Here is a 23,725-nt window from a genome sequence, read left to right as displayed (position 1 = left end):
AAATCATTCAGCAGCAAGGCCTTGTGGCGTGTACTCAACACCGTTGGCGGACTGGATCTGGCGAATGACGGCCCATTGGTCTTTATAGGTGATCGGGACGAATTTGCTCACGCCCGAAAACTCTTCGCCCAATGCGGTGCCGGTGAAATCGTAGCTAAAGAAGGCTTCCTTGATCTTGTCCTTCAGCTCGGGCGTCAGGTCGTGGGCCACGCCGTAGGATGTCGTGGGGAACGGATCGCTTTCCCAGACAATACGCACCTCGGCAGGGTCATAAAGCCCGCGTTCCGCCATGCGGTCCACCACTTCGGACGCAACCGGTGCCGCATCATAGTCACCCGCGACCACACCCAGCATGGATTGATCGTGGCTGCCCGAGTACGTCACTTCGTAGTCCTGATCCGGCACGACGCCCAGATCAGGGAACAGCGCGCGCGGTGCCTGATTGCCGGAGTTCGACGTGGGCGATGTATGCGCGACGCGTTTGCCAGCAAGGTCGGCCATCTCTTTGATATCGCTGTCGGCTTGGGTGTAGACCTGCAGCTTGTAGCCGAACTGCCCGTCTTCGGAGCCCATGATCGCGAAGGGTTCAACGCCCGCAAGGTTCACAGCAAAGGGTGTGGGTCCGGTCGAGAAGCCCGCGATATGCAGACGGCCCGAGCGCATCGCCTCTACCTCGGCAGAGTTGGATTGCACAGCAAAGAACTGCACCTTCTTGCCGGTCACCTCGGACAGGTGGTCAATGAAGGGCGTCCAGATGTCTTCGTAGATCGCGGGATCTTCGACCGGTGTATAGGCAAAGACCAGCGTCGACGGGTCTTTGAGCATGCTTTCGTCCGTGGGCGCATCGGCCACCAGATCGCCGTTGGCGTCACAGAACATCGCGTCCAGCGCGCCGCGCTCGGCGCATTCTTCGGCCAATGCGGTGGTGCCGGTCATGGCAAAAGCGGCCATCAGGCCCGCCGTGATAAAGCTGCGTTTGATCATCTTGTTTCTCCTCCCCGAGAATACCCGCGCAGAGTGTGCTGCACGATTAATTACGCGATACGAGCATTGAAGCTTTCGATTCGCAACATTTTCCGCCTAGTAATTTGGCAAGTGCCAAATATTGACGGTCGGTTGCATCGCCTCGACCGCCGAAAGGAACCGCAGAATGGATACCGGAACGGAACGCCGAAACCTGCGCAAAGCAGAGCGCCACGCACAGATTTTGCTGGAACTGCGCCTTGCCCCGCATGTGCGTGTATCGGACCTTGCGGCCAGCTTTGATGTGACCACCGAAACCGTCCGCCGCGATATTGCCGAGCTCAGCGCGCAGGGGCTTTTGCAAAAATCCTACGGCGGGGCCTCCCCCCGCGCGCCGGGGGCGCAAAGCGTGCTGGATGAACGTCAACGCGAACATGTGGATGAACGTCGCCAGATGGCGCAGCTTGCCGCAAAACGCGTGACAGACGGGCAAACGCTGATGATCGACGCAGGTGCCACGATGATGGAATTCGCGCGGGCGCTGACCCTTTCTGGCGTGGCGGCGACGGTATTAACCAACAGCCTGCAGGTGGCGATGATCTTGGGGGCCTCGGACAGGGTGCGGGTGATCATGACCCCCGGCGACTATATGAATGCAGAGGCCGCGCTGACCGGCACTGCCACCTGCGACTTTCTGCGCGGTTTCAATGTCGACGCGTGTTTTCTTGGGGCCTCCGCGCTGGATGAAACAGGCGTGAGCGAGGCCATCGCAGGCTTTGCCGAGGTGAAACGCGCCATGCTGGACCAAAGCCGCGCCGCGCATTTCCTGATTGATGCCAGCAAGTTCGGCAAACGTCACCTGACGCAGGTAACCCCGCTTGAGCATCTGGGCCATCTGATCACCGATGCAGCCCCCAACGACGGGCTTGCCCTAGCGCTTCGACAGCATCGCACCCCCGTGATCACCCCCGAAAACGCCTGAAAGTAACCGGCATGACCGCTTTGCGCAAAAGTCTACAAAATGCCTCGATTGCGCCCGTATTTTGTCCGTTCGATAAACAATGATGCAGTCAATAAAGGGGACAAAGGCAGGCAAACCAGCAACGACAGAAAGTCGTGCGGCGGCCTACCTGGACGGAAGAGGGTGGCACTTTGCTCAACAAGTTCACGGGGTATTTAGCCTCTAAGGTATTCGTCGTTCTGACGATTGTCCTGCTCGCAAGTATCGGCGGGATTGCCTATTCTATTGTAAAGCTCGACCGCGACAATCACCTCGCCGCGCTGCGCCTTGAGGTGGAACAGGCGCTGCATTCGGTGGCCGACCAGATCCAGCTGCGTTTCTTCGAAGCCGTGCTGGTGGCCAAGAACATCGAGAATACGCTTGCCGTGGCGGGTGAGATCAACGAGCGTCAGATCGCGCGCACCGTGAGCGACCTGCAGCGCCACAACCCTGACGAGATTGCCGTCGCTTTGGCCCCTAACCTGTCGATTACACACAGTTTCCCACAAACGGATAACCGCGAGACGATCGGCGTCAAATACTGGCAACTGCCCGCCCAGATGGCGAGCGTGGCCCAAGCTTACCGCACCCGCGCGCCTGTGGTGGATGACCGTGTGAACCTTGTGCAGGGCGGGACCGGCTATATCATGCACTACCCTGTGTTCCTGCCGAACGCCGAGCTGAACACCGATCAATTCTGGGGCGTCATCTCTGTCGTGATGGATCAGGAAGGTCTGCTGCAAGCCCCGCAACATGATTTCTCGGACCCCGCGCAATATAGTTTCGAGCTGCACCCGCTTAAGGCCTCTGGTCTGGTAGAGGCCCTGCCCGACCACCGGTTGAGCGCGCTCAAAGACAAGCCCGTCGTGACCACGTTCAACGTTCTGGGCACCACATGGGAAGCCGCCGTGCGCCCCGCCGCGGGATGGCCGGCCTATTCACCACAAAGCCGGAACCTGGTGGGTTTCGCCCTCATTTCCGCCATATTCCTGCTGGGTGTGCTGCTGGCTTTCCGCCGGTTGGCGCTGAACCAGACCAACGCCCACGCCCTGCTGGCCGAGGCCATCGACGCGATCGACGAAGGCTTTATCGCGTTTGACGACAAAGAACGGGTGATGGTGGTGAACCAGAAGTACCGCGACTATCACCCCCAGATTGCCGACCTGATCGTCCCCGGTGCCACCATGGGAGAGCTTGTGGTCAACTGGGCCAACCGCACCGAAAGCCTCAGCGGATCGAAAAGCAAACAGGCCTGGGTACGCGAGCGGCTGCAACGTTTCCGCAATCCGGGTCAGGCGTTCTTGCAAGACATCGGCAACGACAACTGGCTCAAGGTGACAGAGGCAAAGACCCCCCACGGCTATACCGTCGGCATCTGGACGGATGTGACCGCCGAGAAGCGCGCGCAAGAAGCCGCTGAAGCCGCCGACCGCGAGAAGACCGAGTTCCTGAACAACGTATCGCACGAGCTGCGCACCCCGCTGACCGTGATCTTTGGCCGTGCGTCGTTCATGCGGCACAGTGATAAGATGCCTCAGGCGCAGCGGTTGATGTCGGCGCTGACCGCCGATGGCAGTGGCTGTCCGAAATCGGCTGCCGCCGCGATAGAGTATCAGAAGTTCATCACCGATCAGGGTGCCGGAATCGCGGAATCATCGCAGCATATGATCCGCCTTGTCGAAGATCTGCTGGACTGGACCAAAGTATCCCGCGGCCAGCTAGAGCTGGACATGGCCCCCACCCAGTTGGACGAGATCGCCCGCACCGTCACCCAAGAACTGCGACCCGCCGCAGAGGCAAAAGGGCTGACCCTCACCTATGCCGGCGACGGCCCTGCTGCCACCGTAGCGGATAAGGTGCGCGTCAAACAAATCCTGTACAATCTGATTACAAATGCGATCAAATTCACCAGCGAAGGCAAAATCCACCTGTCGATGCTACATTCCACCGACGAGATCGTGTTCAGCGTCACTGACACCGGCAACGGCATCGCAGAGGAGGACGCGAGCCGTGTGTTCCAGCGTTTCCAACAGGTTGACGGGTCCATGACACGGCAAAACGGCGGTTTGGGGCTGGGGCTGGCCATCTCCGAGCAGCTGGCAGAGCTGCACGGCGGATCGCTGTCACTGGAAAGCAAACTGGGCGTCGGTAGCACCTTTAGTCTGACGCTGCCCTGCACCGGCGCGACCGATATCCAGAAGACGGCTTGAGGCGCAGAGGGGCGCGGTACTTTAAATTCTAACGATAAATATTTGGGCAAGCACCGGTTTCGCGCTTATGATGACCTAGCGTAACGATGATCCTGTTTATGACCTGAAATTTTTCCAAGGGCATTTTCATTGGACCTCAAGACAAACAGCTATGTCGTGGACAGCAAGGATCGGATCATCTCTGTCGGGTCCGAATGGGACGCCTTCGCCATAGAGAATGACGCGCCGGGGGCGACCTCTACCCATGTGCTGGGGCGGGAGATTTGGGATTTCGTCGAAGGGGCCAACACGCGTACCTATCTGTTCGGCGTGTTTCAGGCCTGCCGGATCGAACAGCAACTGTTCAGTATCCTTTACCGCTGTGACGGGCCGGATGTGCGGCGGTTGTACCGGCTGACGATCTGGCCCTCCCCCGACGATAGCCTGACCATCGGCAGTATGCTTGTCCATGCGATCACCAGCCCCCCTCACCCTACGGTCAGCGCCTTTGAGGAATACTACGATACCACGCGATGTTCGGTCTGCTGCGCATTCCAGATCGGCGACAAATGGATCGATCTGCGCACCCCGCCAGATGCGGATAACTTCGCCAAAAGCTATTCTATCTGCCCCACCTGCAAAGACGCCGCCCAGGTGGAGTTTGCGCGGATGAAACGAAAATCAAACATCATCCCCCTACCGCGCGCCAAGCAGTGAGGTACGCACAAAAGTGGGAAATGCATCGCGGATGCGGCGACGCCTAAAGTTGTCAATGTATTGAAATCAGGGAAGAAGTGGTGCCCCCACACGGACTCGAACCGCGGACCTACTGATTACAAATCAGTTGCTCTACCAGCTGAGCTATAGGGGCACTGAGGGAGCGTTTAAGAGATTGCTGCGGGCCGTGCAAGAGGGGAAATGTCAATTTTTTGCAGTTTTACACAAGTCGCAGGAAAGGCTATTGGAAAGCCGGTATCAGTAAGGGTGAGAAGACGTTCATGCAGTTGATTTTGCACACAGGTGCCCATTACACCGAAGAAGACAGGCTGCTGAAAAGCCTCCAGTCGAACCACGATCTTTTGACGCAGGCGGGCACCCATGTGCCGAGCCCCGCAACCTATCGTGGTTTGTTTCGCGATACGTTGAATGCGATGTATAAAACATCCGCCTCGGACGGGGCGCGGGATGTCTTGCTGGACGCGGTCATGGGAGATTCTGACGCGGATCGGGTGATCTTTTCCGACGCGAACTTCTTTCGCACCCCTGCGACGGCGGTTGTTGAAGGGATGCTTTATCCCGCCGCCCCTGTGCGGATGATGCGCATGGCGCAGCTTTTCCCCGAGGATGAACTGCAGATTTTCATGGGCATCCGCAATCCCGCGACCCTGCTGCCGGTGCTCTATGATGTGTCGGCCGACAAATCTCCGCCACAGTTCTGGGGCGACAAGGATCCGCTGGATGTGCGTTGGTCCGACACGCTGGCGCTGCTACGTGATTCTGCGCCCGAGATTCCCGTGACCGTATGGTGCAACGAAGACGCCCCCCTGATCTGGGGGCAGATCATGCGCGAGATGGCGGGCCTGCCCACGATGGCGCCGTTGGACGGGGAATTCGACCTGCTGGAAACGATCATGCGCCCCGAAGGCATGAAACGGTTCAAATCCTATCTCGCCTCCCACCCCGAGATGACAACGGCAGAGCACCCGCGTGTGATCGCGGCGTTTCTGGACAAATACGTGATCGACGACGCGCTCGAGGAAGAGCTGGACATGCCCAGCTGGACCGAAGAACTGGTCGAAGAGATGACCGAGGTTTACGACGAAGACGTTGCGCGCATTCAGGAAATTCCCGGCGTGCGGGTCATCCTGCCATAGCGGCGGGATCACCGCCTAAGGTCAGCTGTCAAATGGCAGGCTGCCCAGGGTTACGTTGCGGGCCTCGTCCCCGATGACGACGTGGAGCGACGCTTGCTTTGCATCCGATGCGATCATCCCGACGCCGATATTGGCCTTGAAACGTTTGGAATAGACGTAGTCGCTAAGCACACCGCGCGGCTGGCCTTTATCGTCCAGCACGGGGATCGAATGGCCCGCCCCCGTCAGTGGCGCGCCCGCGATGACAAAGCCTGACCTTTCCCGTTGCGCGCCTTCATCGGCGATGCGGCGCAGCGCCTCTTTGCCGATAAAATCCTCCGGGGTCTCAAGATCGACCAGCTTGCCCAGGCCGATGCCATACGGGGTGCAGGGGTTGGTCTGAAGACGCCCATCCGCCCCATAGGACACCAGTCCGCTTTCGATCCGTTCAACGTCATTGGGCGCACCGGGGCGGATGCCAAAGGGCGCGCCTGCGGCCTTTACCTTTGCCCATAGCTCCCCCCCGCGGCTGCTGTCCTGGAGATACAGTTCGAAGCCGCCCTGTTTCGACCAGCCCGACCGCGCCAGCACCAGCGGGATATCCCCCAGCTGCGTTTGCTTGAAGCCGAAATACCTCAGATCACGCACCCAGTCGCCGAACAGCGCGGTGATCACCGCCTCGGCCTTGGGGCCCTGAACCGCCAGCGGGGAGACGTCTGGCTCAGCCACGGTCACGTCCCACCCGCGCTCTGCCCCGATGGCGCTGGCCCATAGAACGATGTCACTGTCCGCAATCGACAGCCAATAGCGATCCTGCGCCAGCATGAGCAGCACGGGGTCGTTGATAAGCCGCCCCTGATGGTCACACATGGGCACATAGCGCCCCTGCCCGATCCGGGTTTTCGACATATCGCGCGTGGTCAGATACTGGATCAGCCGCGCCGCATCCGGCCCGGACAGTTCGACCTGCCGCTGCGCCGCGACATCCCACATGGCCACCCCGTTCATCAGCGCGTCATATTCCCCCTCGGGGTCGCCGAAATGCGCTGGTATGAACATGTGATTATAGACCGAGAAACAAGCCACACCCTCTGCGACGGTCGCATCGAAATAGGCGGATTTGCGATTATTCGGGCCAATGCCGATCTGAAACGTCATGGGGAAGATCCTTTTGCCAAGGCCCACCGTAGCACCCCTATGCCCTGTCCCATGGCGCGGGGGTCAGGGCCCATCGGTGCCATCAGGCAGGCGTTCGCTTTTTCTGACACGGCAAAGCCCCGCACATCAACCGGCATCCTCTCAAAGGTTGGGGGTGCGCGGGCAATGGCGGGGCCTAGGGTCTGTCTAGGGTGTGAAACGCCCCCTCGGCATGCTCTGCCGACAGGGGCGCGTCAGGTTACTGCGCGGCCAGCAGTTCGGGCACGCTCAGCAGCACCACTTCGTTATCCGCAGCGGCATCCAGCTTGCGCCCGGATGAGAACGGCAGGTTGTTGTCCACGGCGACCATGATGTGCGTCTCGTCCACCCGCATCACGTCCTCGATGGTGAAGAACGGCAGGCTGAACCGCCCTGCCTCGCCGCCATCGGTTTCGATGCGGGCCTTCCCCTCGGGGTCGGCGATGTTCATCAGGTCGATCTGACCAATGCGGCGCACATAGCCCTCGGCATCCACATCGGCGGTATCGATCAGAACCACATGCTTGACCATCGCGGGGTTCGGGAAACAATCTGCCTGCGGGTCACCGGCGCATTTCAACGAAGGCTCGCCCTCGCCATTGTCACGCTCGATCACCAGCGCGCGGGTCTCGTCGATGAAGTTGAAGTCACCGATCGCCGTGGCCCCTTCGGCCAGCTTGAACTTGAAGCCCTCGCCCGTCCAGTCGCGTGCCTCGGGGTCAAAGGCCATGACGCGCAGGAAATCACCTTCGTTCTCGCCGCTCGCAGCCAGCAGAGGTTTCTCGAGCATGGCCCACAGCAAACCCGTTTCAGGCTGCAGCGCCATGCCCTCGTACCCGCCCGAGCGTGGCACCGTCCAATCCGTCCCCTTCACCGATGTGGCCGAGATACCGGGCGTGTCCGGCCCTTTCAGTTGAACACCATCCACCATCGTCGGATAGACGCCCTTGATCCGCCCGTCCAATGTGGCCTCGATCAGATAGGGGCCGAACTCCTCGCCGATCCAGATGCTGTCGCCAACGCGCTGGATGCTCTCCAGATCGAAATCCGCGCCGGTCAGATAGCGGCTGTCGGTCCCGCCATAGGAAATGCGGAAGGGCACTTTGAAATCGGGATCATGCAGAAAAACGGTTTCCTTGATCTCGACCTCGCCTGTGTCGAAATCAGCGTCCATCCGGCTGAAGAACAACAGCGTATCGGGGCTGTTCGCCTTTGAGCCAAAGCCGTTGTCCGTCAGTACATAGACCGACCCATCCTCGGCACGGTTCATCGCGAAACCGGAAAACCCCTGCAACGGCTGGCCAATGAAGGGCAGGTTCAGCCCCGTCAGCCGTTTACCATGCAGCCCGCCCGTATCGCCCGGCACCGACATCGGCACGCCATTGCGCGCGCCACCCGTGAATTTACCGCTGATCCACGCATCCTTCGGCGCATCCGCAGGCGGCGCGACAAGGCTCAGCGCAGGCAGGTAGGCATGGCCCGCAAGCGTGGCATCAAACGTCTCTTGCGCGGCAGCGGGGACGGCAAGAAGGGACACGGCAAGGGGAAAAATAGGGTGTTTCATAAGGGCTCTCCGTTAAAGACGGCCCCTGATCCGCGATTCTGGTAACAGCCGCGTAACGCAAAGGTGACGGTTCCACGACAGGCGCGGAATTGGGGAGAGGCGCGATGGATAGGTGGGATAATGGCGGAGGAGGTGTCCGCCGACGTGCATTCCAACCCATTCCAGTAAATTACTACATTCAGTAACTTAGACCCCATCTAAGTCTTGATTGTTCCATTGTCGTCCCCCATATTCCAGATAATAATGGGGGACGGAATGGCGGACGTGAAAAGAGCAATCGAACGAACCGAACCAAGCAAGCGGGCGGAGAAGGCGCTGTCCGCTGCATTTGTGCGCACCGTCACCGCCCCCGGTAAGTACACCGACGGCCACGGCCTGTTTCTTAAGGTCGATACCTCAGGCGCGAAGCGTTGGGTGCAGCGCATCATGATACGCGGCAAGCGCACCGAGATAGGCATGGGTAGCGCATCGCTTGTCACCTTGGCAGAGGCGCGGGAAGCCGCCTTGCAGAACCGCAAGCTGGCGCGGGCGGGTGGCGACCCCCTGCAATCAAAACGCACCTCAGAGGCTTTGCTGACGTTTGAGGAGGCATCGCGCAAGGTGCACAAGATCCACGAACCGACATGGCGCAACAAGAAACACGCGGCGCAATTCATATCGACGCTCGAAACCTACACTTTCCCCCGCATCGGCAAGTTGAAGGTGTCCGAAGTCACAACGGCGGACGTGCTGGCCGTGTTACAACCCATATGGCTGGAAAAACCCGAAACGGCGCGGCGGGTGCGCCAACGCATCGGCACCGTGATGAAATGGGCCGTGGCAAACGGATGGCGGCAAGACAACCCTGCGGACGCTATCGCCCAAGCTCTGCCCAAACAGGACAAGACGCAAGCGCATCGCAAAGCCCTGCCCTATGGCAAGGTGCCAGAATTTCTCGACGCTCTGAAAGCATCGGACGCGGGGGACGTCACCAAGCTGGCGTTAGAACTAGTTATTTTAACAGCGTCACGGTCTGGTGAGGTGCGTTTGGCGGAATGGTCTGAGTTTGATCTGGACCAAGCCATCTGGACGCGCCCAGCGCACCGCATGAAAGCCAAGAAAGAGCATCGCGTCCCCTTGTCGCCCCGCGCTGTTGAGGTGCTGTCACAGGCCCGCAAATTTGGGTCAGGCGATGGTCTGGTGTTCCCCGGCACCAAACACGGCAAGCCGCTGTCTGACATGACGCTATCGAAGCTGACCAAGGCGCTGGGCTACGACGTGGACGTGCATGGGTTTCGCACCTCGTTCAAGACATGGACCCAAGAACGCACCAACACGCCCCGCGACGTAGCAGAGGCGGCGCTGGCCCATACGGTTAAGGACAAGGCGGAGGCGGCTTATGCGCGGTCGGATTTCTTTGACAAACGCAGGAAGCTGATGGAACGATGGAGTATCACTTTAGGCGTTGAAAATTCGAATCTAATTAGGCTGAATCGATGATTGCACCCAAAGGTTACGTTGTCGTTAGCAATTTCCAATTTGAAATTTTTTCGCGCGTCTCAGATCAAATGTCCGATGATCTACGAAAGAGGCGTAGTGACTTGGCCCATAATTTCGCACTGATGAAGACCTCTGCGTTTTTGCGTGATTGTCCGTCGCTTTCAGTGTTTTTCCCTGATGGAAGGCTATTCAAAATTACGCCTGATGTTTGTATCTACATCCAAGGCCATTCCACTAAGAGAAGACTGGTCAGCAAATTTGCATTCGTAAATCCTTCTACGGGTCAAATCGTTCCATCAATATACAAGCGCCACCGCAGACGAATGAACGGTCTTTTGGGGCGAGTTCTAGGAGAAAGGCCAACGGGAGATGGTCCAGTTTATCCCAATAGATTTCTAAGAAATCTTGCCGACAAGTTTCAATGTTTAGAAGGAGGCTATCTCACCTTCGAAGAGCAAGACGGACCAAAGAACCAAGATGAACTAGACGCAATCATTAGTTTTCCAGCATCGCGACGTGAGACGCCGCAAATGGAAATTGATACAAACGAGATTGTCTTAGAGATAATCAAGCGCGCGAAAAGTGGTGAGCCCGTGGTTCGCGATGAAGTTAAACGAGAACTGGCAGCTGATCTAAACACCGAGTCTTGGCGTGCAGTATGGAAACAAGCGACAACCGCCGTCCCCAGCCTCTCCAAGAGAGGCCCGAAGAAAAGGCCGTAGCGTATTTGTGAACCCATTTGTAAATGGTTTTGGAACACTTTTGATTTTGTGACACAAACCAACGGTGAAAGCCTGACGGTACTTCCAAAGAAAATCACGGAGTGCCAACATGACCGAACACCACCTCAGACGACCCGCTGTTGAAGCGGCAACTGGCCTTAGCCGATCCAGCCTATATGCGATGATGGACACAGGCGACTTCCCCCGCCCCGTCCGCATCGGCAAGCGTGCCGTGGCGTGGCCTGAAAGCGCCGTGACCGCTTGGCTGGCATCCCGCCCTACCGCTGACCGTGTCGGGTAAAGCAACGCCCACGCAGTAACAAAACTGGCGCGGGCGCTGGGTAGTCTGAACAACCTCCAGATACCGCGCTGCAATCCACAAAACAAGGATTCAGTAGAATGAAAATCCGAGCAACGCTCTTTCTGAGCGAACAATCCCGCACGTTTGTTTTCAAGGGCCGCTTAGGCTGGGCAATGGTGCAACTTGTCGAAGCTGGCGCAAAAGGCGTCACCCCAATCTCACGCCCCGCGCCAAGATGGTCTGGCTACGTGTTCGACCTGAGAGAACTTGGCATCCCTATCGAAACCATCATGGAACCGCACGAAGGCAACTATCCCGGCCTACACGCCCGGTATGTGCTGTCCTGTGATGCAGAGGTTCAGCCACTAGGGACAGAGGCGTTGACATGAGAACCGAGCGCCCAGCGCCCCGCCTAGCACCCGCCACGCCCTTTGAGCGTCACCTGATCCACAGGCACAATTTGCCAGACCATTGGGTGCGCACCTACACCGAGTTGCGCGGGGGGCATCGCTGATGGCGAAAACCTACAAGCATCACAAGAAAGGCGTGCCACCCTTCGTACAACTTTTCCACTGGTTGATGGCAACGGAGGCATGGGAAACCATGCCTCCTGGCCCTCGCACGCTCTATCTCGAACTCAAGAAACGATACAACGGACACAACAACGGAACGATATTCCTAAGCCACCGCGATGCAGCGAAAGCGTGCAGTGTTCACCGCAATACCGTGGGCGGGTGGTTTCAGGTTCTCGAAGAACGCGGTTTCATCGTGATGACCAAGGGGCCGCATCTTGGCCCGTCTGGCGTCGGCATTGCCGCAACATGGGCTTTGACCGAATATCCAACCAAGGATGGATCTAGAGCGACTATGGCATTCAGGAAATGGAAAAGCCCCGCACAAAATCAGTGCATCGCACTCACGGAAACAGTGCATGGGTAACACCCCGCGAAACCCATGCACAAAATCTGTGACGGATTGCCTTATGGCGGCTTTGGAAAGCGTCACAAAGAACAGGACATATATACATTTAGCCATAGGCAGAACAGAAAGGCGGGGGGTAAGAAACTGTCCGCACTATATGCTTTCAGGACCGGGTCAAGCTGCACAAAATGCACATCCACAGTTTGGGCAATCCTGTTTCAGCGCACCGATAGAGCATGAACTTGGCTTATGATTTCGTAAAAATATTGGAGGCATCGCATGGGCGGTTATGGATCTGGACGCAGCGGCTACAAACAGAAGGCAGAGCATCTCAAGTCGCTGGACGTGAACCGTCTGCACCGTGAAGGCTGTCTAAGCCCCGGCAGGCGCGGGCATTGGGTCTGGTCAAGGGATGGCACGGAAACCGGACGCATCAGCTATCACGCGACCGAGCGCCATTTCGTCTTGGACTACAAGGTGCGCGTCTATGGCGGCGATTGGGAAACCATCACGCAATCAATCCCCCTGACCTATGCAGACTGCAACTATGGCGGCACCCGCCCCTATTTCCGCTGCAACGGTATTGTGCGCGGTCGTCACTGCACTCGTCGCGTCGGCAAGGTGTTCGCTGGAGGCCGATACTTCCTTTGCCGCCATTGCTACAACATCGCCTATTCCAGCCAGTCAGAGCCGCGCTATGACCGCATGTTGCGGCGAGCGAACAAACTGCGTACCGCGCTGGGCGGCGAACCCGGAACTGCCCACTGGATAGCGCCTAAGCCAAAGGGCATGTGGCAACGGACGTATCAAAGAAAGCGGTTTGAGATTGAGTGGTGCGAAGGCAAAGCAGACCAACTGTTTCTCAGCAAATTTGCGCACCTTCTCAGCCCAGAGGAACGCGATATGTATTTTGGGTGAGCGCAATTTCGGGTTTCACGCAATCAAAGCGTAACAAGTGCTCTTGGTTGAACATGTGAACCGCTAGCTTCGTCGTAATCCACATCTGAACTCAATCATAAAGCTGAGCTATTTTTGGGACAACACATTCAAAAATACGTATATAACTAAAAAAGGAGAGGTTGAATAATGATTCAGTTAATCATCCATCTCGCGCTCATAGTTATGTTGCCTCCCACCGTAGCGCTTGAAGCTATCGCCCCAAACGGGGGAGGCAATAAACGCGAACCTGTGTTCATACCTAACCCCCATGGGGTCGGAGTAGACAATCTTGCCCAACACGGGTGGCGGTTGCAACATGAAGGTAGACCTATTTTCTGGGGTCAGCATGATGAAATTGAAGGAAATAGAATGCTCTGTGATGCCCAGCCTTGGGTCAAGTTGGATTGTGCTCTTGCTGGGCAAAATTGCAAAAAAGTCGGTGGTACCAGCACCGAACCCGGGCGGAGGGTTTTGGACATAGGGCCAATCAGCACCTTCGCCCAAACGCAAATCAAAATCTTCAATCGTCACAGGGATTTCGCCAATGCAGTGTATAAAGGTTTTTGCATGGAGAGAAACCATGCGTTGCGCTTCCCCAACTTCAAACATTTTGATTTGAGCAGTCTCGGAGAGGAACGGGCCTTTCAATTCGACACTAATCCAAGGCTTGAATGCCGCACGAAATTGAAGAGCGGCAGCTTTATTAGCTTCTTGAGCAACGTCTATAGCCGCGAAAGCGGCGGCAACTTGTTTCTCACCAATTTCTCTCGTGTCATCTGCCATGACTTGGGTCGCTATCAGTGTCAAAAATACATATCTAACACCTACAATAGTAGCGATGAGGGTAGACGCACCTATAAGCCACGCGGCCCAACCCATACTCTCGGCCCACTGCGCCATCTCCCGTTGGGTGTTCAAATTCTGCTCGGCGCGTTGGGCTTGGCGGCTAGTTGTGCTGGAATCGTTTATGCAATCTCGCGCACCGTTGAGGTCGGTCGCGGCATTCAAACATTTGCTGTATCGTATCTCTGCATCGTCGCGCTCGGCGTAGTAAGTGGAATGCTCTTGGTCGGCGCTTTGGTAGCCCTTTGAAAAAGCAAAGAATACCGAAGTAAAGCCAATGCACGTCAGTAAGAATATGCAAGTGACAAAGAGTGCGACATAGCCATTTTCAAAGCGCTTAGACATTTCAAAATAAACGTTGCCGCAAAGCTACCGAGGGATAGCTTTTCGACGGCACCCACCTTTTTCCGATTGATTCCAATACCGGCAAACCTTTCAACAAGTTGCGCTTGAGTCACGTCTTTCCTCACCCACCTTTCGAAATTGCTTCCTGCATCGGACTTTCGCTCCGATAGTTTTGAGTACAGGAAGTGACACGCGAACCAGATATGGCGGATAAATTGGGGGACACCACAGTCGATACGCCCACTAACTCATTAATTTATATCAATAATTCAGGATTTGATGGCGGAGGAGGTGGGATTCGAACCCACGGTACGCTCTCACGCACGCTGGTTTTCAAGACCAGTGCATTCGACCACTCTGCCACTCCTCCGCAGCAAGCACCGCATAGAGGGGTGTCAGCGATTCTGCAAACCTGGAAATGACGCGCACCGTGGCGCCGTTACGCAATGCACCGGCAGCCCGTGTTGGGCGGGTTCCGGCCGGGTGGGGAAATTTGCCGATGCCGTCCTGTCAGCCTTTCCAAAACCCCTGTACCCGCGTTAGTGTAGCGCAAAGACCCCGGCAATGGGGCATCAAACATGCCGTATTGACGGCGCGATCAGGCGGCGGCGGACAACGCCGCGCCAGCAGGCAAGGACGACGGACATGAACAGCCTCAGGCTACACCCTTTTTCTGGCAACCGGCCGCTGCGGTGCACGGTAGGGGTTTTGCTGATGATGACGACTTTGGCGGGCTGCGATGCGGTCGGCAATCTGACCGGCGGTCAGAAAGGCTCTGCTGCGGCACCGTCCAGCTCCACCAAGCTGGTGGAGCGTGACGTCGAAGCGCCCGAGGTCTTCTCGGTCAGTGATCAGGGGCTTTGGGACGGACGCCCCAGCCTTGGCGGTGTCTGGGTCGCGCATCCCGATGTCACAGATCCCGAACGGGTGATCATCCGCAACGAGGCCAATGGCAAATTCGTCATCGGCGCGTTGTTCCGCCGTGAACGCGATCTGCCCGGGCCCAAGCTGCAAATGTCCTCTGATGCGGCGGCGGCCCTTGGTATTCTGGCCGGTGCCCCTGCGCCATTGAACGTCACTGCCCTACGCCGTCAGGAAGTCGATGACACCCCTGCCCCCGATGCAGCCCCCGAAGGCACGATCGAAACCCCGTCGGAAGTGACAGAAACCACGCTTGATCCGGTCGCTGTCACGGCTGGTGCCGCGATTGATGCTGCCCCCGCTGCGGCCAAACCCGCTGCCCCTACGGCCCCGAAACCCGCGGCCCCCAAACCTGCGTCTTCGCTGGCCAAACCCTTTGTCCAGATCGGCATTTTCAGCGTAGAGGCAAATGCCGAACGCGCGGCCAACCAGATGCGCAGCGCGGGCATGTTGCCCACCGTCAAACGGAGCGAGATCAACGACAAGCCGTTCTGGCGCGTGGTCGTCGGCCCTGCGGCGACGAAATCCGAACTGACCAATTTGCTGAAATCCATCAAGACCGAAGGGTTCTCTGACGCCTACGCCGTGTCGAACTGACCCACCGCCAAAGGAAACTGCCATGATCCGTATTTTTGCAGCCACGATTGCGACCCTTCTGTTGGCCCTGCCCGCGCAGGCGTTCGAGACACAGGCCCGCGCGGCCTATGTGGTCGACCAGACCACCGGCACCGTGCTGCTGACCAAGAACGCGGATGAACCCCTGCCGCCGGCCTCCATGTCGAAACTGATGACGCTGTATATGGCGTTCGAAGCGATCGAGCGGGGCAAAAGCAATGGCGGGCTCGACCTGACAGAGGAACTGCCCGTGTCGCAGCACGCCATGTCCTACGGCGGGTCGACCATGTTTCTCGACACCACCGACCGCGTAAAGGTCGAAGACCTGCTGCGCGGCATCATCGTGCTGTCTGGCAATGACGCCTGCGCCGTGATCGCCGAAGCGCTGAGCCCCGATGGGTCAGAGGCCGGTTTTGCCCGCCTGATGACCCAGCGGGCGCAGCAGATGGGCATGACCAACTCGACCTTCGCGAACTCCAACGGCTGGCCTGCGGCCGGTCACCGCATGTCGCTGCGCGATCTGGGGCTGCTGGCCACCCGCCTGATCGAGGATTACCCACAGTACTACCCGATGTTCTCGCAGCGCGAATTCCTGTTTGACGGGCGCGCACCGCAAAACAAGACCAACCGCAACCCGCTGCTGGGGCTTGGCATTGGCGCGGACGGGCTGAAAACCGGCCACACCGAAGAAGCGGGCTACGGGCTTGTCGGCTCTGCCAAACAGGGCGACCGCCGCGTTGTGTTTGTTTTGTCCGGTCTCGAAAGTGCCGCGGCCCGCGCGCAGGAATCGGAATCGATTGTGAACTGGGCCTTTCGCCAATTCTCGCAACGGTCCATGGGCAAAGCCGGCACCATGATTGCGCAAGCCCCCGTGGCGCTTGGGGCGCAGGGTGCCGTTGGCCTTGAACTGGAAAGCGATCTGTCGGTGCTGGTGCCTGTGTCCGGCGGCAGCGATGTCTCGGCCGAGGTGGTTTATACCGGCCCGCTGCGCGCGCCCATCACCAAGGGCCAGAACATCGGCGAACTGGTGCTGACCCGCGGTGACCTGCCAGAGGTACGTGCCCCGCTGGTTGCCCGCGACAGCGTTGCCGCAGGGGGGTTCATGGTCAAACTTGAAGCCGCCGCCCGCCATCTGCTGACCCGGTTGAACGAAGGGCCAGAGGCCGCTTCGTGAGCACCGCAGCCAAGGGCCTGTTCATCAGCTTCGAAGGCATCGACGGCTCGGGCAAATCGACCCAGACCAAATTACTGAAAGACCGGCTTGAGGCCGACGGGCATCAGGTCGTGCTGACCCGCGAACCCGGCGGCTCCGCCGGGGCCGAGGAAATTCGCGCATTGGTCTTGCAGGGCGACCCCGACCGCTGGTCCGCCCGAACCGAGATCTTGCTGTTCACCGCCGCCCGTCGGGATCACCTTGAACGCACGATCCTGCCTGCGCTTGAGGCGGGCAAGATCGTGATCTGCGACCGCTTTGCCGATTCCACCCGGATGTATCAGGGGCTCAGCCGGGGTGACCTGCGCGGTGCCGTGGACCAGCTGCACAGCCTGATGATCGGCGTCGAGCCCGATGTCACCGTCCTGATCGATATGGACCCCGGCGAAGGGCTCAGCCGCGCCCTGTCGCGCAACACGGTCGAGGAACGGTTCGAGGATTTCGGCGAAAGCCTGCAGGTCGCCATGCGCGCCGGCTTCCTGTCGCTTGCCGCTGAATTCCCCGACCGTTTCGTCACCATCAACGGCGCACAATCCATCGATGCGGTGGCGGCGGATGTCTTCGCGCAGGTGCGCCCGCGTCTTGATGCGCGCTGACCCCTTTTCCTGCCGCCGCAATCTGCTAGACCACGTGACATGAGTGATGACGCCCCCCAGCCCGACCGTATCGACGGCGCGCGCCACCCGCGCGACACGCCGCAGCTTTTCGGCCAGTCGGCGGCAGAGGCCGCGTTCCTCGATGCTTTCAACTCGGGCAAGCTGCACCACGGCTGGCTGCTGACCGGCCCGCGGGGCGTGGGCAAGGCAACGCTGGCGTGGCGTATTGCGCGGTTCTTGCTGGCCACCCCCGATGCGGATGACGGTGGCATGTTCGACACCCCCGCCCCCACCAGCCTTGATATCGATCCCGACCACCCCGTCGCCCGCCGTATTGCGGCCGGGGGCGAAGGCGCGCTGAAGGCGATCACGCGCTCTGTTGATGAGAAAACCAAACGGCTGCGCAAGCAGATCGTCGTGGATGACATCCGCAAGCTGAACGGGTTCTTCCAGATGTCCGCTGCCGATGGCGGGCGCCGTGTCGTGATCGTCGATGACGCCGACCTGATGAACCCCAATGCCGCGAACGCGCTGCTCAAGATGCTGGAAGAGCCGCCCGCCCGCGCGATCATGCTGCTGATCAGCCACCGCCCCTCCGGCCTGCTGCCCACCATCCGCTCGCGCTGCCGGACCCTGCGGCTTGGCACCCTGACGCCGGACGATATGGCGCAGGCGCTCGGCCAGTCCGAGGTGGATATTCAGGGCGATCCCGCAGCGCTCGCGGCGCTTTCCGGCGGGTCTGTCGGCGGCGCGCTGTCCCTGTCGCTGATGGGCGGGCTCGCGATGTATGGCGAACTGGTCGCCCTGCTGGATACGATGCCGCGGCTGGACCGCGCCCGCGCGCTCAAACTGGCAGAGGCCGCCGCCGCCCGCGGGGCCGAAGAAAAACTGTCGCTGCTGTTCACGCTGGTGGATCTGCTGATGCTGCGATTGGCCCGCACCGGTGCCCTTGGCCGCCCACCCGAAACCGCCGCCGCCCCGAACGAAGCCGCGGTGCTGACCCGCCTGTCGCCCACCCCCGCCCAAGGACGGGTCTGGGCCGAGACCGCGCAAGACATCGGCACCCGCGCGCGCCACGGGATGGCGGTCAACCTTGACCCTGCCGCACTGGTCCTAGATACCCTGTTCAAGATGGGCGACGCCGCACCGCGCTAGCCCACGCAAGACGAACAGGCAGGACCCCAGGCATGACAGACAGCACCCGCGACATTCACCCGATCACCGACAGTCACTGCCACCTGGACTTTCCCGATTTCGACGGTGAACTGCCCGATGTGATCGCCCGCGCCCAAGCCGCAGGGGTGACACGCATGGTCACCATCTGCACCAAGCTCAAGAACGAACCCGCCGTGCGCGCCATTGCCGAGGCGCATGCCCCGGTTTTCTATGCCGCCGGCACCCACCCGATGAGCGTCGCGACAGAGCCGATGGCCAGCTTTGACGACCTGATGGCGCTGACCAAACACCCCAAGATGGTGGGCATCGGCGAAACGGGGTTGGATTACCACTACACCGCTGACAGCGCCGAGGCGCAGCAAGCCAGCCTGCGCACCCATATCGCCGCCTCCCGTGACAGCGGCCTGCCCCTGATCATCCACGCCCGTGACGCCGATGACGATATGGCCCGCATCCTCAGAGAGGAACATGCCAACGGGGCCTACCCTTGCGTGATGCACTGCTTCTCCTCGACGCAGGCGCTTGGCCGTGCGGCGCTGGATCTGGGGTTCTACCTGTCGATGTCGGGCATCACCGCCTTCCCCAAATCCCAGGACCTGCGCGACATCTTTGCCGACGCGCCCCTGGACCGGATATTGGTCGAAACCGACAGCCCCTATCTGGCCCCGCCGCCCCATCGCGGCAAACGCAACGAACCCGCCTTTACAGCCCATACGGCGCGGCGTGGGGCCGAAACCTTCGGCATCGATTATGCCAGCTTTGCCGCGCAGACGCAGGCGAATTTCGACCGGCTGTTTACCAAGGCCGCCCAATATCAGGACGCCGCCTGATGGCCGAGATGAAGATCACCATCCTGGGCTGCGGCTCGTCTGGCGGGGTGCCGCGCCTTGGCGGTCACTGGGGGGCCTGCGATCCGGCCAACCCCAAGAACGCCAGACGCAGATGCTCCATCCTGGTCGAGCGGATCACGGATGCGGGCACGACATCGGTGCTGATCGACACCTCCCCCGATATGCGCAGCCAACTGCTGGATGCGGGCGTCGGACGGCTGGACGCGGTGCTTTATACCCACTCCCACGCCGATCATGTGCACGGGCTGGATGACCTGCGGATGATCGTGATCAACATGCGCCAACGTCTGCCGGTCTGGGCCGACACGCCCACGCGCGAGGCGCTGCTGGACCGTTTCGGCTATGTGTTCATCCAGCCCCCCGGATCGTCCTACCCGCCGATCCTCGAGATGAACCATATTGACGGCGACGTGGCGATCGACGGGCCCGGTGGCACGCTCTGCTTCACGCCCTTTCTGGTGAACCACGGCGGGATGGATGCGCTTGGCTTCCGCGTCAATGATGTGGCCTATCTGCCCGATGTGGCGCAGATCCCCGATGACATCTGGCCCCACCTCAAGGGCCTGCGCTGCTGGATCGTCGACGCGCTGCGCCGTGACCCGCATCCGACCCACAGCCACCTAGCCCAGACCCTGGGCTGGATCGACCAGATGGCACCGCAAACCGCTGTGCTGACCAATATGCACAACGACCTCGACTATGACACGCTGGCCGCGGAAACCCCCGACCATATCGAACCCGCCTTTGATGGCATGACCCTGAGCTTTCCGGTCTAGCCCCCGCCCGCGGGGTCCGGACTTCATTTTGCCCTATAAACTCCACGGGGGCGTGGGGGTGTGAAACCCCCACTCCGACAGCGCCACCCGCACCCAAGGCCATATCTCTCGTGCAAACGCTTCTCGAAGTCATCCTGCCCGTCTTCCTTGTCATCGGCTTTGGCTATGTCTCTGTCTGGCGAGGGTATTTTCCGGTCTCGGGCATCGACGGGGTCATGCGGTTCGCGCAAAGCTTCGCGATCCCCTGCCTGCTGTTCCAATCAATCGCGCATCTGGATCTCTCCGCCTCTTTCGACCCGCGACTGCTGTTCAGCTTCTACACCGGCGCGGCGGTCTGCTTCACGCTGGGGCTGTTCGGCGCGCGCATCCTGTTCAAACGCGACTGGGAAGACTGTGTGGCCATCGGGTTCTGCAGCCTCTTTTCCAACTCGGTCCTGTTGGGGCTGCCCATCACGGAACGCGCCTATGGGCCGGACGCGCTGATCGGGAACTTTGCGATCATCGCCATCCACTCGCCCTTTTGCTACGGGCTGGGGATCACGGTGATGGAGTTCGTACGCAACCGGGGCCAATCCGGTCCGGCCTTTGCGCGCAATGTGGCGCGGGCGATGTTCCACAATCCGCTGGTTCTGGGCATCCTCGCGGGCTTTGCCGTGAACTTTAGCGGGCTGGCGATCCCCGGTGTGATCGACGACGCGCTGTCGCTGATCGTACGCGCCGCGTTGCCCGCGGCCTTGTTCGCCTTGGGGGGCGTGTTGATCCAGTACCGCCCCGAGGGTGACAGCAAGACCATCGCCATGGTCTGCCTTTTGGCACTGATCGTGCATCCCGCGATTGTCTGGTTCATGGGCAGCGGCTTTGGCCTGCCGCAGGATCTGTTCCGCTCGGGCGTGCTGACGGCAGCGATGGCACCGGGGTTCAACGCCTATATCTTCGCCAATATGTATGGCCGCGCGCGGCGGGTCGCGGCAAGCTCGGTGCTGGTGGCGACGGTGGGGTCGGTGCTGACCGCGTGGCTCTGGCTCAGCGTGCTGCCATGAGGCCCGTGCTCTATTCTTTCCGGCGCTGCCCCTATGCCATGCGCGCGCGGCTGGCGCTGCGGTCGGCCCGCCAGCAGGTGCAGCTGCGCGAGGTCGTGCTGCGCGACAAGCCCGCCGCCTTTCTGGCGACCTCGCCCAGTGGGACAGTGCCCTGTCTGGCGCTGGATACGGGCGAGGTCATTGACGAAAGCCTCGACATCATGATCTGGGCCCTGCGCCGACACGATCCCGAAGGGCTGCTGAAGATGCCTGACGCCGGATGGGACTGGATCAGCCGCTGCGACGGGCCGTTCAAACAGGCACTGGACCGCACGAAATACGCCACCCGCTACCCCGACGCCGATCCGGAGGCAGAGCGGGCCAAAGCCGCCGCCCATCTGGCGGCGCTGGACGCGCAAATTGGCACCTATATTTTCGACACCCCCAGCCTTGCCGACATGGCCATTGCCCCCTTCGTGCGGCAGTTCGCCTTCATCGACAAACCATGGTTCGACGCGCAGCCCTGGCCGCAGTTGCAGGCGTGGTTGGAGCGGTTCCTGACCTCGCAGGCCTTTGCCGCCGTGATGGATAAATACCCGCAATGGGCAGAGGGCGACGCGCCCACGGTCTTTCCTGCCTAGGCCGGCAAACCCTTCGCCCCGCCCCCGCGTACGCTGCATCGCGGCACAAGTTACCCTACGTCACAAAGCCGCGCCGCCACCCTGACAGCCGTCAGGCAGGTTGCCACAGCGGCGTGCACACTCCTAACCTTGGGTCGTGATCCCACCGGATCACAACAACCGGGAGGAGATATAATGAAACATTTCAGATCAGGTCTGGTCGCCGGGGCGCTGGCCCTTGGCACCGCCTTTGCCACCCTAACCCCCGCATGGGCCCAAGAGCTGCCGCGCGGCGATGCGACCGCTTTGGGGTTCGACCCTGACCGACTGGCGCGGATGGATGCCACCTTTGGCGCGCTGGTGGACAAGGGGATGACGCCGGGGGCCGTGCTGATGCTGATCCGCGACGGTCAGATCGCGCATCTGTCCACCATGGGCAAACGCACCCCCGACGGGGAGCCGATGACCGAAGACACACTGTTCCGCATCTACTCCATGACCAAACCCATCACATCCGTCGCCGCGATGATGCTGGTCGAAGAAGGCAAACTGCTGCTCAACGCGCCTGTCTCGACCTATCTGCCCGCCTATAAGACCCTGAGTGTGGTCACCGGCGAGAAAGACGCCGAGGGCAAGCCCGTGACCCGCCCCGCCAAAGGCGTGATGACCGTCCGCGACCTGATGCGCCATACCTCGGGGCTGACCTATGGCTTCTTCGGGGCCGGTCCCGCGCGCGAGGCCTATAACGCGGCCGAGGTCGCCTCGCCCGAGAACACGGCGATCGAACAGGCCAATCTGCTGGCGTCTCTGCCGCTGGAGCATGACCCCGGCACCACATGGGAATACTCCCGCGCGACGGATGTTCTGGGCGCGGTGGTAGAGGTCGCCTCGGGCCAGACGCTTGAAGAATTCATGAAGGCGCGTATCTTCGACCCGCTGGGGATGGAGGATACGGCCTTCTACATCGATGACGCTGCGGATTTCCCGCGGATCGCCGAACCCTTCGCCGATCAGGCCAAACTGGGCAGCCGCGATGTTTTTGACCCGCGCGTGCGCAAGCCGAACCAGTCGGGCGGCGGCGGGCTGATGTCCACCGTGCATGACTATGCCAAATTCGCGCAGATGATGCTGAATGGCGGAGAGCTGAACGGCACACGGCTGCTGTCGCCTAAGTCGGTGCAGCTGATGACCTCGAACCACCTTGAGGGCATCAAACCCGGCAAATACTACCTGCCTGGCCCCGGCTACGGCTTTGGTCTGGGGTACGCTGTGCGACTTGAAACCGGCAACGCCCCGTCAATGGGCTCCGCCGGTGAATACAACTGGGGCGGTGCAGCGGGCACCGGCTATCACGCGGACCCTGCCGAAGATATGATCGCGCTGCTGATGATCCAGTCGCCCGCCAATCGTGGGCCGCTGCGGCTGATCTTCAAGAACCTCGCCTTTAGCACGCTGGCCGACAGCCGCGTCGACGACTGACCTCGCGGGGCCACGCGCCCTGCCCCATACCCTCGCGCAAAAGGCCCCTGACGTCGGGGCCTTTTGTCGTTGAACACGACAGATCGCTGGCTTGCGACACGGAAACCCCCTAAAATTTCACACCGGCCATTGTCAGCGGGATGGTCCGCGTTACGTCATCGCTT

At 60.1% G+C, this 23,725-nt stretch carries 24 protein-coding genes and 2 tRNA genes; 19 read left to right on the top strand and 7 right to left on the bottom strand.

Going from position 1 to position 23,725, the window contains the following annotated elements:
* Positions 1 to 3 precede the first annotated feature (3 nt).
* The gene (gene phnD, locus AB1495_RS11935) at positions 4 to 984 is read right to left on the bottom strand and encodes a phosphate/phosphite/phosphonate ABC transporter substrate-binding protein (protein WP_005852758.1); all 981 of its coding nucleotides are present in this window, start codon (positions 982 to 984) and stop codon (positions 4 to 6) included.
* Positions 985 to 1,150: 166 nt separating this feature from the next.
* Between phnD and AB1495_RS11930 the strand changes: the two genes are divergently transcribed.
* From AB1495_RS11930 to AB1495_RS11920, 3 genes are all read left to right on the top strand, one after another.
* Complete coding sequence (locus AB1495_RS11930) at positions 1,151 to 1,945, top strand: DeoR/GlpR family DNA-binding transcription regulator (RefSeq protein ID WP_074635134.1); 795 nt, start codon at positions 1,151 to 1,153, stop codon at positions 1,943 to 1,945.
* 134 nt (positions 1,946 to 2,079) lie between these two features.
* The gene (locus AB1495_RS11925) at positions 2,080 to 4,173 is read left to right on the top strand and encodes an ATP-binding protein (RefSeq protein WP_244268856.1); all 2,094 of its coding nucleotides are present in this window, start codon (positions 2,080 to 2,082) and stop codon (positions 4,171 to 4,173) included.
* Positions 4,174 to 4,302: 129 nt separating this feature from the next.
* Complete coding sequence (locus tag AB1495_RS11920) at positions 4,303 to 4,869, top strand: hypothetical protein (RefSeq protein ID WP_074635136.1); 567 nt, start codon at positions 4,303 to 4,305, stop codon at positions 4,867 to 4,869.
* Positions 4,870 to 4,947: 78 nt separating this feature from the next.
* Here the strand turns inward: AB1495_RS11920 and AB1495_RS11915 are convergent.
* Positions 4,948 to 5,023: transfer RNA gene (locus AB1495_RS11915), tRNA-Thr, on the bottom strand.
* A 127-nt stretch (positions 5,024 to 5,150) separates the two neighbouring features.
* Between AB1495_RS11915 and AB1495_RS11910 the strand changes: the two genes are divergently transcribed.
* Complete coding sequence (locus tag AB1495_RS11910) at positions 5,151 to 6,026, top strand: hypothetical protein (protein ID WP_005852722.1); 876 nt, start codon at positions 5,151 to 5,153, stop codon at positions 6,024 to 6,026.
* Between the two features lie 21 nt (positions 6,027 to 6,047).
* On the opposite strand, the gene AB1495_RS11905 is transcribed toward AB1495_RS11910, so the two are convergent.
* The gene (locus tag AB1495_RS11905) at positions 6,048 to 7,163 is read right to left on the bottom strand and encodes a glycine cleavage system protein T (protein ID WP_074635137.1); all 1,116 of its coding nucleotides are present in this window, start codon (positions 7,161 to 7,163) and stop codon (positions 6,048 to 6,050) included.
* A 238-nt stretch (positions 7,164 to 7,401) separates the two neighbouring features.
* A complete protein-coding gene (locus tag AB1495_RS11900; RefSeq protein WP_074635138.1) occupies positions 7,402 to 8,745 on the bottom strand; it encodes an esterase-like activity of phytase family protein in 1,344 nt (447 codons plus the stop codon).
* Between the two features lie 255 nt (positions 8,746 to 9,000).
* Here AB1495_RS11900 and AB1495_RS11895 point away from each other — a divergent pair, with 255 nt between their 5' ends.
* The 6 genes from AB1495_RS11895 (at position 9,001) to AB1495_RS11870 (ending at position 13,086) form a co-directional block, all read left to right on the top strand.
* A complete protein-coding gene (locus AB1495_RS11895) occupies positions 9,001 to 10,224 on the top strand; it encodes a site-specific integrase (RefSeq protein WP_074635139.1) in 1,224 nt (407 codons plus the stop codon).
* Complete coding sequence (locus tag AB1495_RS11890; protein ID WP_139283780.1) at positions 10,221 to 10,946, top strand: hypothetical protein; 726 nt, start codon at positions 10,221 to 10,223, stop codon at positions 10,944 to 10,946. The genes AB1495_RS11895 and AB1495_RS11890 overlap by 4 nt, the downstream gene beginning before the upstream one ends.
* A gap of 109 nt (positions 10,947 to 11,055) precedes the next feature.
* Entirely contained in the window at positions 11,056 to 11,247 is a 192-nt protein-coding gene (locus tag AB1495_RS11885) for an AlpA family transcriptional regulator (protein ID WP_074635140.1), read from the top strand.
* Between the two features lie 98 nt (positions 11,248 to 11,345).
* On the top strand, positions 11,346 to 11,636 hold the full coding sequence (locus AB1495_RS11880; RefSeq protein WP_074635141.1) for a hypothetical protein: 291 nt from the start codon (positions 11,346 to 11,348) through the stop codon (positions 11,634 to 11,636).
* A gap of 124 nt (positions 11,637 to 11,760) precedes the next feature.
* Entirely contained in the window at positions 11,761 to 12,186 is a 426-nt protein-coding gene (locus AB1495_RS11875; protein ID WP_074635142.1) for a hypothetical protein, read from the top strand.
* A gap of 261 nt (positions 12,187 to 12,447) precedes the next feature.
* The gene (locus tag AB1495_RS11870; protein WP_074635143.1) at positions 12,448 to 13,086 is read left to right on the top strand and encodes a hypothetical protein; all 639 of its coding nucleotides are present in this window, start codon (positions 12,448 to 12,450) and stop codon (positions 13,084 to 13,086) included.
* A gap of 177 nt (positions 13,087 to 13,263) precedes the next feature.
* Here AB1495_RS11870 and AB1495_RS11865 read toward each other — a convergent pair whose 3' ends face one another.
* From AB1495_RS11865 to AB1495_RS11855, 3 genes are all read right to left on the bottom strand, one after another.
* Complete coding sequence (locus AB1495_RS11865; protein ID WP_139283782.1) at positions 13,264 to 14,295, bottom strand: hypothetical protein; 1,032 nt, start codon at positions 14,293 to 14,295, stop codon at positions 13,264 to 13,266.
* Positions 14,235 to 14,408: a DUF6471 domain-containing protein gene (locus tag AB1495_RS11860; protein WP_244268857.1), complete on the bottom strand. Its 174-nt coding sequence runs from the start codon at positions 14,406 to 14,408 to the stop codon at positions 14,235 to 14,237. Before AB1495_RS11860 ends, AB1495_RS11865 begins: the two co-directional genes overlap by 61 nt.
* Positions 14,409 to 14,575: 167 nt before the next feature.
* Positions 14,576 to 14,665: transfer RNA gene (locus tag AB1495_RS11855), tRNA-Ser, on the bottom strand.
* 344 nt (positions 14,666 to 15,009) lie between these two features.
* On the opposite strand from AB1495_RS11855, the gene AB1495_RS11850 reads away from it, so the two are divergent.
* The 9 genes from AB1495_RS11850 to AB1495_RS11810 all read left to right on the top strand — a co-directional run bounded on the left by AB1495_RS11850 (position 15,010) and on the right by AB1495_RS11810 (position 23,561).
* Positions 15,010 to 15,813: an SPOR domain-containing protein gene (locus AB1495_RS11850; protein ID WP_009826690.1), complete on the top strand. Its 804-nt coding sequence runs from the start codon at positions 15,010 to 15,012 to the stop codon at positions 15,811 to 15,813.
* Between the two features lie 22 nt (positions 15,814 to 15,835).
* Positions 15,836 to 17,005: a D-alanyl-D-alanine carboxypeptidase family protein gene (locus AB1495_RS11845; protein WP_074635146.1), complete on the top strand. Its 1,170-nt coding sequence runs from the start codon at positions 15,836 to 15,838 to the stop codon at positions 17,003 to 17,005.
* On the top strand, positions 17,002 to 17,640 hold the full coding sequence (gene tmk, locus AB1495_RS11840) for a dTMP kinase (RefSeq protein WP_005852690.1): 639 nt from the start codon (positions 17,002 to 17,004) through the stop codon (positions 17,638 to 17,640). Before AB1495_RS11845 ends, tmk begins: the two co-directional genes overlap by 4 nt.
* A 39-nt stretch (positions 17,641 to 17,679) precedes the next feature.
* A complete protein-coding gene (locus AB1495_RS11835) occupies positions 17,680 to 18,795 on the top strand; it encodes a DNA polymerase III subunit delta' (RefSeq protein ID WP_074635147.1) in 1,116 nt (371 codons plus the stop codon).
* Positions 18,796 to 18,827: 32 nt separating this feature from the next.
* Positions 18,828 to 19,646, top strand: a complete 819-nt coding sequence (locus AB1495_RS11830) for a TatD family hydrolase (RefSeq protein ID WP_005852685.1) — start codon at positions 18,828 to 18,830, stop codon at positions 19,644 to 19,646.
* Positions 19,646 to 20,443: an MBL fold metallo-hydrolase gene (locus AB1495_RS11825; RefSeq protein ID WP_074635148.1), complete on the top strand. Its 798-nt coding sequence runs from the start codon at positions 19,646 to 19,648 to the stop codon at positions 20,441 to 20,443. Before AB1495_RS11830 ends, AB1495_RS11825 begins: the two co-directional genes overlap by 1 nt.
* A 110-nt stretch (positions 20,444 to 20,553) precedes the next feature.
* Complete coding sequence (locus AB1495_RS11820; RefSeq protein ID WP_074635149.1) at positions 20,554 to 21,483, top strand: AEC family transporter; 930 nt, start codon at positions 20,554 to 20,556, stop codon at positions 21,481 to 21,483.
* Complete coding sequence (locus AB1495_RS11815) at positions 21,480 to 22,103, top strand: glutathione S-transferase (RefSeq protein WP_074635150.1); 624 nt, start codon at positions 21,480 to 21,482, stop codon at positions 22,101 to 22,103. Before AB1495_RS11820 ends, AB1495_RS11815 begins: the two co-directional genes overlap by 4 nt.
* A gap of 174 nt (positions 22,104 to 22,277) precedes the next feature.
* Positions 22,278 to 23,561 (top strand): serine hydrolase, encoded by a 1,284-nt coding sequence (locus AB1495_RS11810; RefSeq protein ID WP_074635151.1) that lies wholly within the window; start codon positions 22,278 to 22,280, stop codon positions 23,559 to 23,561.
* The last annotated feature ends 164 nt before the right edge of the window (positions 23,562 to 23,725 follow it).

The sequence above is a fragment of the Sulfitobacter pontiacus genome, assembly GCF_040790665.1.
GTDB lineage: Bacteria > Pseudomonadota > Alphaproteobacteria > Rhodobacterales > Rhodobacteraceae > Sulfitobacter > Sulfitobacter pontiacus.
This window is presented reverse-complemented; position numbering and strand designations above follow the sequence as displayed.

Bases quoted from the DNA above. Each gene is read 5' to 3' on its own strand.
- phnD (WP_005852758.1), bottom strand. From the start codon at position 984: ATGATCAAACGCAGCTTTATCACGGCGGGCCTGATGGCCGCTTTTGCC.
- AB1495_RS11930 (WP_074635134.1), top strand. From the start codon at position 1,151: ATGGATACCGGAACGGAACGCCGAAACCTGCGCAAAGCAGAGCGCCAC.
- AB1495_RS11910 (WP_005852722.1), top strand. From the start codon at position 5,151: ATGCAGTTGATTTTGCACACAGGTGCCCATTACACCGAAGAAGACAGG.
- AB1495_RS11905 (WP_074635137.1), bottom strand. From the start codon at position 7,163: ATGACGTTTCAGATCGGCATTGGCCCGAATAATCGCAAATCCGCCTAT.
- AB1495_RS11900 (WP_074635138.1), bottom strand. From the start codon at position 8,745: ATGAAACACCCTATTTTTCCCCTTGCCGTGTCCCTTCTTGCCGTCCCC.
- AB1495_RS11895 (WP_074635139.1), top strand. From the start codon at position 9,001: ATGGCGGACGTGAAAAGAGCAATCGAACGAACCGAACCAAGCAAGCGG.
- AB1495_RS11890 (WP_139283780.1), top strand. From the start codon at position 10,221: ATGATTGCACCCAAAGGTTACGTTGTCGTTAGCAATTTCCAATTTGAA.
- AB1495_RS11885 (WP_074635140.1), top strand. From the start codon at position 11,056: ATGACCGAACACCACCTCAGACGACCCGCTGTTGAAGCGGCAACTGGC.
- AB1495_RS11880 (WP_074635141.1), top strand. From the start codon at position 11,346: ATGAAAATCCGAGCAACGCTCTTTCTGAGCGAACAATCCCGCACGTTT.
- AB1495_RS11875 (WP_074635142.1), top strand. From the start codon at position 11,761: ATGGCGAAAACCTACAAGCATCACAAGAAAGGCGTGCCACCCTTCGTA.
- AB1495_RS11870 (WP_074635143.1), top strand. From the start codon at position 12,448: ATGGGCGGTTATGGATCTGGACGCAGCGGCTACAAACAGAAGGCAGAG.
- AB1495_RS11865 (WP_139283782.1), bottom strand. From the start codon at position 14,295: ATGTCTAAGCGCTTTGAAAATGGCTATGTCGCACTCTTTGTCACTTGC.
- AB1495_RS11850 (WP_009826690.1), top strand. From the start codon at position 15,010: ATGATGACGACTTTGGCGGGCTGCGATGCGGTCGGCAATCTGACCGGC.
- AB1495_RS11845 (WP_074635146.1), top strand. From the start codon at position 15,836: ATGATCCGTATTTTTGCAGCCACGATTGCGACCCTTCTGTTGGCCCTG.
- AB1495_RS11835 (WP_074635147.1), top strand. From the start codon at position 17,680: ATGAGTGATGACGCCCCCCAGCCCGACCGTATCGACGGCGCGCGCCAC.
- AB1495_RS11830 (WP_005852685.1), top strand. From the start codon at position 18,828: ATGACAGACAGCACCCGCGACATTCACCCGATCACCGACAGTCACTGC.
- AB1495_RS11825 (WP_074635148.1), top strand. From the start codon at position 19,646: ATGGCCGAGATGAAGATCACCATCCTGGGCTGCGGCTCGTCTGGCGGG.
- AB1495_RS11815 (WP_074635150.1), top strand. From the start codon at position 21,480: ATGAGGCCCGTGCTCTATTCTTTCCGGCGCTGCCCCTATGCCATGCGC.
- AB1495_RS11810 (WP_074635151.1), top strand. From the start codon at position 22,278: ATGAAACATTTCAGATCAGGTCTGGTCGCCGGGGCGCTGGCCCTTGGC.